Source organism: Streptomyces venezuelae, from assembly GCF_008642295.1.
GTDB lineage: Bacteria > Actinomycetota > Actinomycetes > Streptomycetales > Streptomycetaceae > Streptomyces > Streptomyces venezuelae_C.
The window spans coordinates 6,998,409-7,013,002 of sequence record NZ_CP029190.1; the positions used below are offsets into that span (position 1 = coordinate 6,998,409).

The 14,594-nt window shown below is 73.1% G+C and carries 15 protein-coding genes; 12 read left to right on the top strand and 3 right to left on the bottom strand.

Annotation, left to right across the window (positions count from 1 at the left end; translation table 11 throughout):
- Positions 1-10 precede the first annotated feature (10 nt).
- The 4 genes from galT to DEJ50_RS31270 all read left to right on the top strand — a co-directional run bounded on the left by galT (position 11) and on the right by DEJ50_RS31270 (position 3,917).
- Positions 11-1,051: a galactose-1-phosphate uridylyltransferase gene (gene galT, locus DEJ50_RS31255; RefSeq protein ID WP_150211411.1), complete on the top strand. Its 1,041-nt coding sequence runs from the start codon at positions 11-13 to the stop codon at positions 1,049-1,051.
- Positions 1,048-2,253: a galactokinase gene (gene galK, locus DEJ50_RS31260; RefSeq protein WP_150211412.1), complete on the top strand. Its 1,206-nt coding sequence runs from the start codon at positions 1,048-1,050 to the stop codon at positions 2,251-2,253. Before galT ends, galK begins: the two co-directional genes overlap by 4 nt.
- 51 nt (positions 2,254-2,304) lie before the next feature.
- Positions 2,305-3,156 carry a class I SAM-dependent methyltransferase gene (locus DEJ50_RS31265; RefSeq protein ID WP_150211413.1) on the top strand — a complete coding sequence of 284 codons (852 nt, stop codon included), beginning with the start codon at positions 2,305-2,307 and terminating at the stop codon, positions 3,154-3,156.
- 113 nt (positions 3,157-3,269) lie between these two features.
- Positions 3,270-3,917 carry an ADP-ribosyltransferase gene (locus DEJ50_RS31270; protein ID WP_317852573.1) on the top strand — a complete coding sequence of 216 codons (648 nt, stop codon included), beginning with the start codon at positions 3,270-3,272 and terminating at the stop codon, positions 3,915-3,917.
- Positions 3,918-3,956: 39 nt separating this feature from the next.
- Here DEJ50_RS31270 and DEJ50_RS31275 read toward each other — a convergent pair whose 3' ends face one another.
- On the bottom strand, positions 3,957-5,753 hold the full coding sequence (locus DEJ50_RS31275) for an ABC transporter ATP-binding protein (protein WP_150211415.1): 1,797 nt from the start codon (positions 5,751-5,753) through the stop codon (positions 3,957-3,959).
- A gap of 310 nt (positions 5,754-6,063) precedes the next feature.
- Here DEJ50_RS31275 and DEJ50_RS31280 point away from each other — a divergent pair, with 310 nt between their 5' ends.
- The gene (locus DEJ50_RS31280) at positions 6,064-6,273 is read left to right on the top strand and encodes an acyl-CoA carboxylase subunit epsilon (protein ID WP_150211416.1); all 210 of its coding nucleotides are present in this window, start codon (positions 6,064-6,066) and stop codon (positions 6,271-6,273) included.
- A 213-nt stretch (positions 6,274-6,486) separates the two neighbouring features.
- Here the strand turns inward: DEJ50_RS31280 and DEJ50_RS31285 are convergent, their stop codons facing one another.
- A complete protein-coding gene (locus DEJ50_RS31285) occupies positions 6,487-8,145 on the bottom strand; it encodes an FAD-dependent oxidoreductase (protein WP_150211417.1) in 1,659 nt (552 codons plus the stop codon).
- A 189-nt stretch (positions 8,146-8,334) separates the two neighbouring features.
- Between DEJ50_RS31285 and DEJ50_RS31290 the strand changes: the two genes are divergently transcribed.
- The 7 genes from DEJ50_RS31290 (at position 8,335) to DEJ50_RS31320 (ending at position 13,662) form a co-directional block, all read left to right on the top strand.
- On the top strand, positions 8,335-9,444 hold the full coding sequence (locus DEJ50_RS31290) for a SchA/CurD-like domain-containing protein (protein WP_150211418.1): 1,110 nt from the start codon (positions 8,335-8,337) through the stop codon (positions 9,442-9,444).
- Between the two features lie 123 nt (positions 9,445-9,567).
- Complete coding sequence (locus tag DEJ50_RS31295) at positions 9,568-10,026, top strand: cupin domain-containing protein (RefSeq protein ID WP_150211419.1); 459 nt, start codon at positions 9,568-9,570, stop codon at positions 10,024-10,026.
- A complete protein-coding gene (locus DEJ50_RS31300; protein ID WP_150211420.1) occupies positions 10,023-11,309 on the top strand; it encodes a beta-ketoacyl-[acyl-carrier-protein] synthase family protein in 1,287 nt (428 codons plus the stop codon). The genes DEJ50_RS31295 and DEJ50_RS31300 overlap by 4 nt, the downstream gene beginning before the upstream one ends.
- On the top strand, positions 11,306-12,568 hold the full coding sequence (locus tag DEJ50_RS31305) for a beta-ketoacyl synthase N-terminal-like domain-containing protein (protein WP_150211421.1): 1,263 nt from the start codon (positions 11,306-11,308) through the stop codon (positions 12,566-12,568). The genes DEJ50_RS31300 and DEJ50_RS31305 overlap by 4 nt, the downstream gene beginning before the upstream one ends.
- 11 nt (positions 12,569-12,579) lie before the next feature.
- The gene (locus DEJ50_RS31310; RefSeq protein WP_150211422.1) at positions 12,580-12,837 is read left to right on the top strand and encodes an acyl carrier protein; all 258 of its coding nucleotides are present in this window, start codon (positions 12,580-12,582) and stop codon (positions 12,835-12,837) included.
- Positions 12,838-12,839: 2 nt separating this feature from the next.
- Positions 12,840-13,286, top strand: coding sequence for an SRPBCC family protein (locus tag DEJ50_RS31315; RefSeq protein WP_150211423.1), 447 nt, complete (start codon positions 12,840-12,842; stop codon positions 13,284-13,286).
- A 49-nt stretch (positions 13,287-13,335) separates the two neighbouring features.
- Entirely contained in the window at positions 13,336-13,662 is a 327-nt protein-coding gene (locus DEJ50_RS31320; protein WP_150211424.1) for a TcmI family type II polyketide cyclase, read from the top strand.
- On the opposite strand, the gene DEJ50_RS31325 is transcribed toward DEJ50_RS31320, so the two are convergent.
- A complete protein-coding gene (locus tag DEJ50_RS31325; RefSeq protein WP_150211425.1) occupies positions 13,651-14,589 on the bottom strand; it encodes a LysR family transcriptional regulator ArgP in 939 nt (312 codons plus the stop codon). The genes DEJ50_RS31320 and DEJ50_RS31325 overlap by 12 nt on opposite strands.
- Between the last annotated feature and the right edge of the window lie 5 nt (positions 14,590-14,594).

The window sequence follows — 14,594 nt, forward strand, 5'->3', positions numbered from 1 at the left end:
GTCTTGGGGTGTGAAGAAGAGCGTCACACAACTCGCCGACGGCCGTGAGCTGATCTACTACGACGCGGCGGACAGCACCGCCGTACGGGGCCACGACCCCGACCTCCGGCCGCTGGACCGCGTCGACAGCAGCCCCGAACTCCGCCGCGACCCGGCCACCGGCGACTGGATCACCATCGCCGCCCACCGCCAGGCCCGCACCTACCATCCGCCCGCCGACCAGTGCCCCCTGTGCCCCGCACGGGACGGCAGGCTCGGCGAGATCCCGGCCGCCGACTACGAGGTCGTGGTCTTCGAGAACCGCTTCCCCTCCCTGGCCGGCCCGGCGGGCCGCTGCGAGGTGGTCTGTTTCACCCCCGAGCACGAGGCGGGCTTCGGCGATCTGACCCCGGCCCGGGCCCGGCTGGTCCTGGACGCCTGGACCGACCGCACCGCGCAGCTGTCCGCCCTCCCCGGCGTCGAGCAGGTGTACTGCTTCGAGAACCGGGGCGCCGAGATCGGGGTGACGCTCGCCCACCCGCACGGCCAGATCTACGCCTTCACCACGCCCCCGCCGCGCACCGTGAAGATGGCCGCCGCCGCGACCGCCCACCGCGCCGCCACCGGCCGCAACCTCTTCGAGGACCTGCTCGCCGAGGCCCGGGCCGCCACGGACCGCGTGGTCACGGCCGGGGAGCACTGGACGGCCTTCGTCCCGTACGCCGCCCGCTGGCCGTACGAGGTGCATCTCTACCCGCACCGCCGGGTCCCCGACCTGACCTGCCTCACCGAGGCCGAACGGGCCGAGTTCCCCGGCCTCTACCTGGACCTGCTGCGGCGCTTCGACCGGCTGTTCGGCCGAACGGAACCCACCCCCTACATCTCCGCCTGGCACCAGGCCCCCGCCACCGCCCCCGGCGGCTCCGAACTCGCCCTGCACCTGGAGCTGTTCACCGTCCGGCGGACCGCGGAGAAGCTCAAGTACCTGGCCGGCACCGAATCCGGCATGGAAGCCTTCATCAACGACGTGGCGCCCGAGACGGCCGCCCGGCAGCTTCGGGAGTCCGTATGAACCCGGCCCACGAGACGGCCCACGACCCGGCCCACGAGACGGCCGGCGGCGCGGCCGGCACCACGGCCGACGCCTTCCACCGCGTGTACGGCACCCACGCGGACGGCGTCTGGGCGGCGCCGGGCCGGGTCAACCTGATCGGCGAACACACCGACTACAACGACGGGTTCGCGCTCCCCATGGCCCTGCCGCAGGCCACCCGGGTGGCCGCCCGCCGCCGCGGGGACGGCCGGCTGCGCCTGCACAGCGACCGGTTCGACGCAGGAGTGGTCGAACTGGAGGTGGCAGCCCTGGCCCCGGGCGCGGTCCCCGGCTGGGCCCGCTACCCGGCCGGAGTGGTCTGGGCGCTGGCCGAGGCCGGCCATCCGGTCGGCGGCGGCGCCGACCTGCACGTGGACAGCACCGTCCCCACCGGGGCCGGCCTGTCCTCCTCGGCCGCCCTGGAATGCGCCGTCGCCGTGGCCTTCGACGAGCTGTACGGACTGGGCCTGACCCGGCCCGAACTCGCCCGGACCGCCCAGCGCGCGGAGAACGCCTTCGCCGGGGTGCCCTGCGGGATCATGGACCAGATGGCCTCCCTCTGCTGCACCGAGGGCGCCGCCCTGTTCCTCGACAGCCGCACCCTCGGCCACCACCGGGTGCCGTTCGACCTGGCCGGCCACGGCCTGCGGCTGCTGGTCATCGACACCCGGGTCCAGCACGACCTGGCCGACGGGGCGTACGCGGGTCTGCGGGCCGGCTGCGAACGGGCGGCGGCCCTGCTCGGCCTGACCGCCCTCCGCGACCTGCCGGCCGAGGAACTGCCCGCCGCCCTGACCGCCCTGCCGGCCGAGCTGGCCCCGCTGGTCCGCCATGTGGTCACCGAGAACGCCCGGGTCACCGAGGCCGTGGACCGGCTGAGCGCCGGCAACCCGGCCGCCCTCGGTCCCCTCCTCACCGCCGGCCACGCCTCCCTCCGCGACGACTACCGGGTGAGCTGCCCCGAAACCGACCTCGCCGTCGACACCGCCGTCGCCGCCGGCGCCCTGGGCGCCCGGATGACGGGCGGCGGCTTCGGCGGGTCCGTCATCGCCCTCACCCCGGAAGACCGCGCCGACCGGGTGGCCGCAGCCGTCACCGCGGCCTTCGCCGCCGCCGGATACGGCCCCCCGGCCCTCCTCACCGCCACCCCCTCGGCGGGCGCCGGCCGGCTCGCCGGATGAGGGGTGTCCGCCGCCGTGCGGGCACCCGACCGGTGAGGCATGCTCGGGAACATGACCGACCCGAGTGACGCGGTCGAAGCCGACCGAGCCCTGAAGAGCAAGCACCGAGCGATGTGGGCGCTGGGCGACTACCCCGCCTTGGCCTCCCGCCTCATCCCCGAACTGGGCACCGTACTGACCCGCGCCTGCGGGGTGAAGGGCGGCCAGCGGGTGCTCGACGTCGCCGCCGGGTCGGGCAACGCCGCCATCCCGGCGGCGCAGGCCGGCGCCCATGTGGTGGCCTCCGACCTCACCCCCGAGCTGCTGGAGACCGGCCGCCAACTGGCCGGGGAGGCGGGGGTGAGCCTCGAATGGCGGGAGGCGGACGCGGAGGCCCTGCCCTTCGGTGACGGAGTCTTCGACACCGTCATGTCCTGCGTCGGGGTGATGTTCGCACCGCACCACCAGGCCGCCGCCGACGAACTCGTCCGGGTCTGCCGCCCCGGCGGCACCATCGGCCTGATCAACTGGACCCCGCAGGGGTTCATCGGCCAGATGTTCGCCACCATGAAGCCGTTCGCACCCCCGCCGCCGCCCGGCGCGCAGCCGCCGCCGCTCTGGGGCACCGAAGACCATGTACGCAAGCTGCTCGGCGACCGGGTCACCGACGTGGCAGCCCGGACCCGGACCGTCCGGGTGGACCGCTTCGGGCGGCCCGAGGAGTTCCGCGAGTTCTTCAAGGCCTGTTACGGGCCCACCATCGCGGTGTACAAGCACCTCGCCGACCAGCCCGAGCAAGTGGCCGCCCTGGACGAGGAACTGGCCGCGCTCGCCGACCGGAACCTCGGTGAGGACGGCATGGAGTGGGAGTACCTGCTGGTGACCGCCCGCCGGGCCGGCCGGCCCGGAACCGGGCCGGAGTAACGTTAAGTCCCGTCACCACGAGCCGAGTTCGGACGTGGCGGGAAAGTGAGGACACGCTCACCAACGAGTGACGGTCCCCGGTAGCACTGCGCCGCACGGCCAGGGTGGTCACCATGATCACCCATGCTCTGCGGCGCCCTGCCGTCGTCCTGGCCGCGGTCCTGGCCGCCGCCCTCCTCCAGCCCGCCTCCGCCGAGGCCACCATCACCACCCGGCCGGTCGCGGCGGCCGGCCCGCTGATGGCCCCGGCCGCGCCCGCGAACTCCTGCCCGCGGGTCACCGACCACCTCTTCCCGGCCGCCGACCCGCGCGTGGACCTCACCCGCATCACGCCCTCGCCGTCCTGGCGGATCAACTGCAAGCAGCTCTACCGCGCGGACAGCCGGCCGCCGGCCGTGGTCTTCGAGGAGGGCTTCCACCCCCGGGACACCGTGAACGGCCAGTACGACCTGGAGCAGTACGTCCTGGTCAACCAGCCGTCCCCGTACGTCTCCACCACCTACGATCACGACCTCTACAAGACCTGGTGGAAGAGCGGCTGGAACTACTACATCGACGCCCCCGGCGGAGTGGACGTCAACCAGACCATCGGCGACACCCACAAGTGGGCCTCGCAGGTGGAGGTCGCCTTCCCCGGCGGCATCGCCCGCTCGTTCATCGTCGGGGTCTGTCCGGTCGACAAGACGACCAAGACCGAGATCATGGAGAAGTGCCAGGACAACCCGCACTACCAGCCCTGGCGCAACGACTTCCCCGGCTGATCCCGGTCCCGCCCCCGCCCTTATGCCGTCTTCCGGCTGCTAGTGCGTGAGTTCGGCCGCGGCCAGGAACTGGGTCGCGGCCAGCTCCCCGTACAGCGGGTCGCCCGCCACCAACTCCTCGTGGGTGCCGGTGGCCCGCACCCGGCCGGCCTCCATGACCACGATCCGGTCCGCCAGGGTCACCGTCGACAGCCGGTGCGCCACCACCAGCACCGTGGTGTCCCGGGCGGCCTCGGCCACCACATCGCGCAGGGCCAGCTCGTTGACCGCGTCCAGCTGGGAGGTGGCCTCGTCGAGCAGCAGCAGCCGCGGCTTGCGCAGCAGGGCCCGGGCGATCGCCACCCGCTGCCGCTCACCACCCGACAGCGTCGACCCGCGGTGACCCACCATGCTGTCCAGACCGTCCGGCAGCTTCTTCACCAGGCCGTCCAGCCGGGCCCGGACCAGCACCTCGGCGATCTCCTCCTCGGTGGCGTGCGGCGAACCCATCAGCAGGTTCTCCCGCAGGGTTCCGGCCAGCACCGGGGCGTCCTGCTCCACATAGCCGATGGCCGCCCGGAGTTCGGTCAGCGGCCAGTCCCGCACGTCCCGGCCGTCGAGCAGCACCCGGCCGCCGGTCGCCTCGTAGAACCGCTCGATCAGACCGAACACGGTGGTCTTGCCCGCACCCGACGGACCGACGAAGGCCGTCATACCGGCCCCCGGAACCTCGAAGCTCACCCCGTGGTGGACGAGCGGCAGCTCCGGCCCGTACCCGAAACGGACGTTCTCGAACGTCACCGAGGCCGGGGTGCGCACCGCGCCCGCCGGCTGCACCGTGGGCTCGCCGCCGGTCGGCTCCGTCTCCAGCGCCTCGGCCTCGACGATCCGCGCCAGCGCTGCCGAGCCCACCTGGTACTGCGAGGCCGCGTCCGCCAGCTTGGAGATGGGGTCGATCAGGTAGAAGAGGAACAGCAGGAAGGCGACCAGGGTGGAGACGGTTATCTCCCCCGAGGCGACCCGGGCGCCACCGATGCCCAGGACGGCCAGGAAGGACACCTGCACCGACAGACCGATGGAGGGGCCTGCCACCGCCTGCCACTTCGCCGAGATGACACCGTGCCGCCAGGCGTCCTCCGCCGCGGCCTCCACCCGGGCGGTCTCCCGGGCCTCCGCACCGGAGGCCTTGATGGTCCGGTAGGCGCCGAAGGCCCGCTCCAGCACGGTCGAGATCTCGCCGACCGCCTCCTGGGCGCGCGCCGAAGCCTTCGCGATCTTCGGGTACACCATGCCGGTGGCCCCGCCGACCAGCACGATCACGCCGAGGGTCACACCGAGCAGCACCACGTCCATGGCCGCCATCAGCGCCACCGTCGCCAGGAAGGTGAGGCTGCCGGTCACGGCGGAGACCACCGACTTGGTCGTCACCTCGCGCAGCAGGGTGGTGTCGGAGGTCACCCGCGACATCAGGTCACCCGGCTGGGTGCGCTCCACCTCCGGGATCCGCAGCCGCAGCAGCCGGCCCACCAGGGTGCGCCGGGCCGCCAGGACCACCGACTCAGCGGTCCGCTCCAGGACGTAGGAGCCGATCGCCTCGATCAGCGTGCCCAGCACCACCAGCGCCGTCAGCAGCACCAGGACGCCGGCCACCGAATTGCCGTCACCGAGCCGGTCCACCAGGGCCTTCGCGGCCAGCGGCTGCGCGAGTCCGCTGGCCGCGCCCAGCAGCGAGAAGACCGCGCCCAGTGCCACGGTCCAGCGGTGCGGACGGAAGTGCCGGTACAACGCCTGCCAGTTCTGTGCCGCGGGCAGCTTCTGCGGGTCCGCGGCCTCCTGCTCCACCACTTGAGAGTTCATAACCGACAGGATGCTGAAAACCGGCCGACCACCTGACCTGCGCCGCCCGGGTATGTCACGTCACCCGACCGGCCGAAGGGGACCACCGGACGGCCCTGCGGCCACACCCGGGCGGGGACCGGGCCGTGACACGAACGGATGCGTCCTCGCGGGCTGTTCCGGCACGACACGCCGAGGGACCGCTTGTAGCGTCGTCGTACGCGCCCCGGCGTCCGCGGCTCCGGCCGAGGGACCGCCGTGTGGGCGGCTTGGGGGGAGTCTTGCCGGTCGGGCAGGGCCTGATCGGCACTCCGTACGAGGAGCCGAGCCGATGCCGAACAACCCGCCCGTCACCACGCTGCTCCGGATAGAGCGCGGCCATGCCGAACCGGAGGAACTGGCCGCGATAGCCGCGGTCCTGACGGCCCGCGCCCGGGCGGCCCAAGCCGCCACGGAACCCGACCCGCCGGCCCGCCGCGTCGTACGAAGGCCTGGCGGCCTGCACCAGGCCTGCTGGGCGGGCTGCTGGACCTGCGCGTAGCCCCGCCAGGGGGTTCCGGGGCGGAGCCCCGAGAAGCAGCGGCGGGCGCAGCCCGGGCACCCCGGCCGCGCGATGCCGCGCAGCGGCCCCCGCCCCGGCGGGGTGCAGCCCCCGCGGGGGTCCGGGGCGGAGCCCCGGTTTCGGGAAGGGGCGGGGTGGGGGCAGGCTCCGCGCAGCGGCACCCTGTCCCCGCCCCCTCCCGGCCCAGGCCGGTCAGGCGCGGTGCAGCAGCCTGGTCAGGACCTCCGTCAGGGTCGCCGCCGGGTTCTTCGCCGGGCCCTCGGAGCGCCACGCCACATATCCGTCCGGCCGCACCAGCACCGCCCCGTCCGGCTGTACCCCGTGCGCCGCCGCCCAGTCCATGCCCTCCTCGGTACGGAGTTCCGCGTCCGCGCCGCCGCCCATCGTGTGCCCGGCCAGCCGTACCGACATCTCCCCGGCCACCCGTCCGGCCGCCGCCTGCCACGGCGTACCCGGGCTGCTGAGCAGGACGAACGACCGCTCGTAGAGGTCGAGGCTGGACATCCGCCCGGCCGGCCCCGTCAGCCACAGGTGCGGGGCCCGGGTGCCGGGCTCGCCGTCCAGCTTCATCCCGGCCGGGATGATCTCCCGGTCCGGGTCGCCGCCGATGACCGCGCCCTGCGGGTAGCAGTACGCCATCGCGGTCGGCAGCATCCGGCTGTCCTTCCCGGCCTTGCCGCTCGGCCCGCCGGGCACGCCCGGTGCCCCGGGCAGCGGCGAGTAGCCGGGGTGGTCGTGTTCCACGGACCGGGCCGAGGCCCGCTCGCTGGTGGCCAGTGCCACCGGCCGCCGCTCCTCCCCGTACGTCTCGAGCAGCTCCGGACCGGCCTCGCCCGCCAGCACCGCGGCAAGCTTCCAGGCCAGGTTGTGCGCGTCCTGGATACCGGTGTTGGACCCGAACGCCCCCGTGGGCGACATCTCGTGCACGGCGTCGCCCGCCAGGAACACCCGGCCCATCGAGTACCGGTCCGCCACCCGTTCGGCGGCATGCCAGGCCGCCTTCCCGCCGATCTCCACGTCCAGGTCGGGCACCCCGATGGCACGGCGGATGTGCGCCACGCACCGCTCGTCGGTGAAGTCCTCCATGGTCTCGCCTGTCTCGGGGTGCCAGGGGGCGTGGAAGACCCAGTTCTGGTCGTTGTCCACCGGCAGCAGCGCACCGTCCGCACCCGGCTTGATCAGGTAGCAGACGATGAACCGCAGATCGCCCAGCACCTCGGGCAGCCGGCGCGACCGGAAGGTGATGCTCACGTTGTGGAACAGGTCGCCGTTCCCGGACTGCGGGATGCCCAGCTGCTCCCGAACCGGGCTGCGCGGCCCGTCCGCCGCGATCAGGTACTGCGCGCGGACCCGGATGTGCTGCCCGCCGTCGCGGTCCTTCACCACGGCGCTGACGCCGTGGGCGTCCTGGTCGAAGGAGATCAGCTCGGTGGAGAACCGCACGTCGGCGCCGGCCGCCCGGCTCCGTGAGGCCAGCACCGGCTCGATGTTGTTCTGGCTGCACAGGCACCACCGGGTGGGGCTGAACTTGGCCAGCGCGCCGCCCGGGTCGGTGTTCTCGACCAGCCAGCGGTGGTCCCCGCCGGTCAGCGAGGTGGCCTGGATCAGACCCTTGTTCTCCTCCAGGACGGCCGCGGCCTGCCGGATGTCCGGCTCTGCGCCGGCCACCCGGAACAGTTCCATCGTCCGGGCGTTGATGCCACGGCCACGCGGGTGGGGGGAGACCCCCGCGTGCTTCTCGACCAGCAGATGTCTGATGCCGTGCCGGCTCAGGAACAGCGAGGTGGCGAGCCCCACCAGGGAGCCGCCCACCACCAGCACGGGCACGTCTACGTCGAACTTCTCTTCCATGGCCTGCTCGGTTCCTTCCCGCGGGGGGTGACCCACCTTGTATGCCCGCTGACCGGCCGAAGTGCGCCCGCGTTCACCCGCTTGATCTGCATGTGTCGCGTTCTGTGCAGCCTGCGGCAACGATCTGACTCAGGAAGGACTCCAGGCCTGCGCGTGCCGCGCGGCCACCGTCGCAAGGGAGCGTACGAAATGACGATCAGCCTGCCGGAACGCGTGTCGCAGTCGGCCTTCGACGGATCCCGGCTGCGGGTCGTGATGCTGGTCGACCTGCACGACGGCACCCAGAAGCGGTTCCTGGACGCCTACGAACAGATCCGCCACCATGTTGCCGCGACCCCGGGCCACCTCAACGACCAGCTGTGCCAGTCGTTCGAGAATCCCTCCCAATGGCTCATCACCAGCGAGTGGGAGAGCGCCCCGCAGTTCCTCGACTGGGTCAACAGCGAGGCCCACATCGAGCAGATCCGGCCGCTGAGCGCCTGCATCCGCACCACCTCCTCGATGCGCTTCAACGTGCTGCGGGAGACCGGCGAGCGGGTGACCGGCGGTGCGGTCCAGCAGGCCCCGCGGCTCGGCGACGACCTGGTGCGCCACGCGCTGACCTTCACCGTTCGCCCCGGCTCCGAGGAGGCGGTCGCCAAGCTCCTCGCCGACTACGACCCGCCGTCCGCGAAGGTCGACGACAGCACCCGGCTGTGCCGCACCACCCTCTTCATGCACGGCAACCGGGTCGTGCGGACCGTCGAGGTCAAGGGCGACCTCACCAAGGCGCTGCGGTACGTGGCCCGCCAGCCCGAGGTACGGGCCGTCGAAGAGGCCATCAACCCGTACCTGGAAGTGGACCGGGACCTCGACGACCCCGACGCCGCCCGGCTGTTCTTCACCCGTGCGGCCCTGCCCGCCGTCCACCACGTGGCCGCCCACGACCGGGCCGCCGCCGGCTCCGTCGGCCGGCACGCCCTCTACTACCGGGCCAGGCCGGGACAGGGCAGCGCCCTGGCCCGCTTCCTCGCCCAGCAGGCCGAAGCCGCCGCCGACCTCCCCAAGAGCCCGGTGCTGAGCAGCACCGTCTTCCAGCGCGACGACATCGTGGTCCGGCTGATCGAGGTCCGCGGGCCCCTGGACAAGGACCCGGTCGCGGCCCTCGCCCTCCAGGGCGACCGCAAGGCCGCCGTTCTCGACCGGCTGCTCGACAGCACGGCGTACCAGCCGCCGGCCGACGCCGGGCAGCCCGCGCAGCTGCTCGCCCGTACCGGGATGCGCCTGATCACCGACCGGCTCGCGGCCCCCGACGCCTGACCGGCGGACCGAGCGGACCAAGCGGACCGAGCGGACCCTCATCGTCCGCACCCCCCCGCGGCCGGCCCCGGCCGCCGCCATCAGATCCCACCCGATCCCGTCCCCGCCAGGAGGAACGCAGCCATGACCACGCACGCCCCACGCATCGTGGACCTCAGCGAGACGCAGCCCAACCGCCGGCGGGGCGGTGATGTGCGCGCCGTGCTCACCCCGACCTCGGCCGGCTCGACCACCGGATTCATGGGTCTGGCCCTCATCCAGCCGGGCGAGTGGATCGCCGAGCACTACCACCCGTACTCGGAGGAGTTCGTCTACGTGGTGGCCGGCACCGTCGAGGTGGACCTGGACGGCGTCACCCACACGATGCGGCCCGACCAGGGACTCCTCGTCCCCCTCAACGTCCGCCACCGGTTCCGCAACACCGGCTCCGAGGAGGTCCGCATGGTCTTCCACCTCGGCCCGCTGGCCCCCCGCCCCGAGCTGGGCCACGTCGACACCGAGACCAACCCGGCAGGCAAGGGACACCCGGCACCCTCCCACGGGCCGGCCCCCACCCCGGCCCCGTCCGAGGCCGTTTCGTGACCCGCCGGGTGGCCGTCACCGGCATCGGCGTGGTCGCCCCCGGCGGCATCGGCGCCCCGGCCTTCTGGGACCTGCTGTCCCACGGCCGGACGGCAACGCGCGGCATCACCCTCTTCGACCCGACCGGGTTCCGCTCCCGGATCGCCGCCGAAGTGGACTTCGAGGCCGCGGACCACGGCATCGACGAGGAGACCGCCGCGCGCTGCGACCGGTACATCCAGTTCGCCCTGGTCGCGGCCCGGGAGGCGGTCCGGCACAGCGGACTGGACCTCGCCGCCGCCGATGCATGGCGCACCGGTGTCTCCCTGGGTACCGCGGTCGGCGGTACCACCCGGCTGGAGCACGACTACACCGCCGTCAGCGGCAAGGGCGCCTGGTGGGACGTGGACCACCACCCCGCCGGTCCGTACCTGCACCGGGCCTTCACCCCGGCCACGCTGGCCGCCAGCGTCGCCGAGGACGTGGGCGCCCACGGCCCCGTACAGACCGTCTCCACGGGCTGCACCTCCGGCCTGGACGCCATCGGCTACGCCTGCCACGCCATCGAGGAAGGCCTGATGGACGTCTGTGTGGCAGGCGCCTCCGACTCGCCCATCTCCCCGATCACCGTGGCCTGCTTCGACGCCATCAAGGCGACCTCGGCGAACAACGAGGACCCCGCGCACGCCTCCCGCCCCTTCGACGCCCGCCGCGACGGCTTCGTCCTCGGCGAGGGCGCCGCCGTCCTGGTCCTGGAGGAGCTGGAGCACGCCCGGGCCCGCGGCGCCACCGTGCTCTGCGAGATCGGCGGCTACGCCACCTTCGGCAACGCCCACCACATGACCGGACTCACCACCGAGGGACTGGAGATGGCCCGTGCCATCTCCGTCGCCCTCGACCACGCCCGCCTCGACCCCACCGAGGTGGACTACGTCAACGCGCACGGCTCCGGCACCAAGCAGAACGACCGGCACGAGACCGCCGCCGTCAAACGGGTGCTGCGCGAGCACGCGTACCGGACCCCGATGAGCTCGATCAAGTCGATGGTGGGCCACTCCCTGGGTGCCATCGGCGCGATCGAACTGGTGGCCTGCGTCCTCGCCCTGTTGAACCAGGTGGTGCCGCCGACCGCCAACTACGAGAACCCCGACGCGGAGTGCGACCTGGACTACGTCCCGCGCACCGCCCGCGAGCGGAAGCTGCGCACCGTGCTCTCGGTGGGCAGCGGCTTCGGCGGATTCCAGTCCGCGGTCGTCATGTCACGGCCGCCCGAAACCGCCCGGACGAAGGTGAGGACGGTATGAGCGCAGACGAACCGGCGCACCGCGACCGCGACCGCACCGCGGTGATCACGGGAATCGGCGTCGTCGCCCCCAACGGGGTCGGCGCCGGGGCCTTCTGGAAGGCCACCCAGGCGGGCACCAGCGTGCTCGACCGGATCACCCGCAAGGGCTGCGAGCACCTGCCGCTGCGGATCGCGGGCGAGGTACGGGACTTCGACCCGCACGGCCTGGTCGAGGAGCGCTACCTGGTACAGACCGACCGGTTCACCCATTTCTCGCTGGCCGCCGCCGACATGGCCCTGGAACAGGCCCTGCTCGGCACGGCGGACTACGAGAACGACTCGTACTCGGTCGGGGTGATCACCGCGGCCGGCTCCGGCGGCGGCGAGTTCGGCCAGCGGGAGCTCCAGCAGCTGTGGGGCCAGGGGCCCACGTATGTCGGCCCCTACCAGTCCATCGCCTGGTTCTACGCCGCCACCAGCGGCCAGATCTCCATCCGGGGCGGCTTCCGCGGCCCCTGCCAGGTGGTGGCCAGCGACGAGGCCGGCGGGCTCGACGCCTTCTCCCAGGCCGCCCGTACGATCCGGCGCGGCACCGGCACCGTACTCGTCGGTGCGGCCGAGGCCCCCCTCGCCCCCTACTCGATGGTCTGCCAGCTGGGCTATCCCGAGCTGAGCACCCATCCGGACCCGACCCGCGCCTACCGGCCCTTCACCGCCTCCGCCTGCGGGTTCGCCCCCGCCGAGGGCGGCGCCGTCCTCATCGTCGAGGACCGCGAGCGGGCCGCCGCCCGCGGCGCCCCGATCCGCGCCGAAATCGCCGGCCACGCCGCCACCTTCACCGGCGCCGGACAGTGGAAGGCTTCCCGGGAGGGTCTGGCCCGGGCCATCGGCGGCGCCCTGCGGCAGGCCGGCTGCGCCCCCGAGGAGGTCGACGTGGTCTTCGCGGACGCCCTCGGCGTCCTCGAAGCCGACCGGGCCGAGGCCCTGGCCCTGACCGACGCCCTCGGCGCCGCGCACGGCCGGTCCGTCCCGGTGACCGCCCCCAAGACGGGCACCGGCCGCGCCTACTGCGGCAGCGCCGCCCTCGACGTGGCCGCCGCCGCCCTGACCCTGGAACACGGCCTGGTCCCGCCCACCCCGAACGTCTTCGACGTCTGCCACGACCTCAACCTGGTCACCGGCCGGGCCCTGACCGCACGCCCGCGCACCGCGCTGGTCCTCAGCCGCGGCCTGATGGGCTCCAACTCGGCCCTCGTCCTGCGCACCCCCTCACGATAAGGAGCACGCACATGTCCGAAAGCCTCACCGTCGAAGAACTGAGCGCCCTGATGAAGCGGAGCGCCGGGGTCACCGTCGATCCGGCGGTGCTCGCCGCCCGCCCCGACGCCCCCTTCGCGGACTACGGCCTCGACTCGCTGGGCCTGCTCGGCATCGTCGCCGAACTGGAGAAGCGGCACGGCCACCCCCTCCCCATCGAGGTGGACCAGTGCAAGACCCCCGCGGCCTTCCTCGGCCTCGTCAACGACAACCTCATGACAGGAGCCTGACCATGCCCGGACACACCGACAACGAGATCACCGTCGCCGCACCGGTCGACCTGGTCTGGCGGATGACCAACGACCTCCCGAACTGGCCCCGGCTGTTCAGCGAGTACGCGTCCATCGAGATCCTCGCCGAGGAGGGCGACACCACCCGGTTCCGCCTCGCCATGCACCCCGACGAGAACGGCGTGGTCTGGAGCTGGGTCTCCGAGCGCACCGTCAACCGTGACGAACTCCAGGTCAAGGCCCGCCGCGTGGAGACCGGACCGTTCGAGTACATGAACATCCACTGGGAGTACGCCGAGGTCCCCGGCGGCACCAAGATGCGCTGGCGGCAGGACTTCGCGATGAAGCCGGGAGCCCCGCTCGACGACGCGGGCATGACCGACCGGATCAACCACAACTCCAAGATCCAGCTGGAACTGATCCGGGACAAGATCGAAGCACACGTCTGAAGCGCCCGTCCGAAGCGCCCGCCCGCACACGTTCGAGGAGTGCGCCCCTATGCACCAAGCACTGATCGTCGCCCGGATGGCACCACAGTCCGCGGACGACATCGCCCGGGTCTTCGCCGAGTCCGACGCCGGCGAACTCCCGCACCTCGTGGGGGTGACCCGCCGCAGCCTGTTCCAGTTCGGCGACGTCTACCTGCACCTGTTCGAAACCCCGCACCCGCCGGGCCCCGAGGTGGCCAAGCACACCTCCCATCCGCTGTTCCAGGACATCAGCGAACAGCTCTCCGCCTACGTCCGGCCCTACGACCCGGCGACCTGGCGCAGCCCGAGCGACGCGATGGCCCGGCAGTTCTACAGCTGGCAGTCAGGGCGCTGAGCGAAGCGCCCCGGCCGCCGCGGCCACCACCGCCCCCGCCACCGCCGACAGGGCGGGGGAGTGCAGCTTCCACTGCTGCCAGTACAGCGCGACATCCAGCGGACGGTCCGGCGCCAGCGCGGTCAGCGCGCCGGACCTCAAACCGGGCAGCGCCTGCGGCTCCGGCACCAGGCCCCAGCCCAGCCCGGCCGTCACCGCGTCGCGGAACCCCTCCGAGGTCGGAACCCGGTGCCGCACCGGCCCGATGTCCGCCCCGGTCCCCGGCCCGGTCCCCGCCCCGGTCCCCGGCCCGTTGCCGGGCAGCGCCCGGACGAAGGCCGCCTGGAGATCGTCGCTGCGGTCGAAGACGATCACCGGCGCGGTGCGCAGGTCCCGCTCCAGCGGCCCGGACAGGTGCCGCGCGGCGAACTCGGGGCTGGCCACCGCCAGATACCGGGCCAGCCCCAGCCGCCGCACCGAACAGCCCGCCACCGGATCCGGCGAGGAGGTCACCGCGGCCATCACCTGCCCCTCCCGGAGCAGCAGCGTGGTCCGGCTCTCGTCCTCCCGGTGCAGTTCGAAGCAGATGGGCGGATCCTGCGGGACCCGGGTCAGGGCCGGCAGGAACCAGGTGGCCAGCGAGTCCGCGTTCACCGCGATCGGCACCCGGGCGGGCCCCTGCCCGTCCCCGATGCCCAGCTCGGCCCGGGTGTCCCGCTCCAGCCGGGCGAGCTGACGGGCGAACCGCACCACCACCTGCCCCGACTCGGTGGGCCGCACCGGCTTGGTGCGCATCAGCAGCACCCGCCCGGTGCGCTGCTCCAGGGCCTTGACCCGCTGGCTCACCGCCGAAGGGGTCACATGCAGCGCCGCCGCGGCGGCATCGAAGGTGCCCTCGTCCACCACCGCGAGCAGGGTGCGCACCTGGTCCAGGGGAAGTTCTTCCATCACAG

Excerpts from the sequence above, each read along its gene's own strand:
- galK (WP_150211412.1), top strand. The coding sequence starts at position 1,048 with ATGAACCCGGCCCACGAGACGGCCCACGACCCGGCCCACGAGACGGCC.
- DEJ50_RS31265 (WP_150211413.1), top strand. The coding sequence starts at position 2,305 with ATGACCGACCCGAGTGACGCGGTCGAAGCCGACCGAGCCCTGAAGAGC.
- DEJ50_RS31270 (WP_317852573.1), top strand. The coding sequence starts at position 3,270 with ATGATCACCCATGCTCTGCGGCGCCCTGCCGTCGTCCTGGCCGCGGTC.
- DEJ50_RS31275 (WP_150211415.1), bottom strand. The coding sequence starts at position 5,753 with ATGAACTCTCAAGTGGTGGAGCAGGAGGCCGCGGACCCGCAGAAGCTG.
- DEJ50_RS31280 (WP_150211416.1), top strand. The coding sequence starts at position 6,064 with ATGCCGAACAACCCGCCCGTCACCACGCTGCTCCGGATAGAGCGCGGC.
- DEJ50_RS31285 (WP_150211417.1), bottom strand. The coding sequence starts at position 8,145 with ATGGAAGAGAAGTTCGACGTAGACGTGCCCGTGCTGGTGGTGGGCGGC.
- DEJ50_RS31290 (WP_150211418.1), top strand. The coding sequence starts at position 8,335 with ATGACGATCAGCCTGCCGGAACGCGTGTCGCAGTCGGCCTTCGACGGA.
- DEJ50_RS31295 (WP_150211419.1), top strand. The coding sequence starts at position 9,568 with ATGACCACGCACGCCCCACGCATCGTGGACCTCAGCGAGACGCAGCCC.
- DEJ50_RS31305 (WP_150211421.1), top strand. The coding sequence starts at position 11,306 with ATGAGCGCAGACGAACCGGCGCACCGCGACCGCGACCGCACCGCGGTG.
- DEJ50_RS31310 (WP_150211422.1), top strand. The coding sequence starts at position 12,580 with ATGTCCGAAAGCCTCACCGTCGAAGAACTGAGCGCCCTGATGAAGCGG.
- DEJ50_RS31315 (WP_150211423.1), top strand. The coding sequence starts at position 12,840 with ATGCCCGGACACACCGACAACGAGATCACCGTCGCCGCACCGGTCGAC.
- DEJ50_RS31320 (WP_150211424.1), top strand. The coding sequence starts at position 13,336 with ATGCACCAAGCACTGATCGTCGCCCGGATGGCACCACAGTCCGCGGAC.
- DEJ50_RS31325 (WP_150211425.1), bottom strand. The coding sequence starts at position 14,589 with ATGGAAGAACTTCCCCTGGACCAGGTGCGCACCCTGCTCGCGGTGGTG.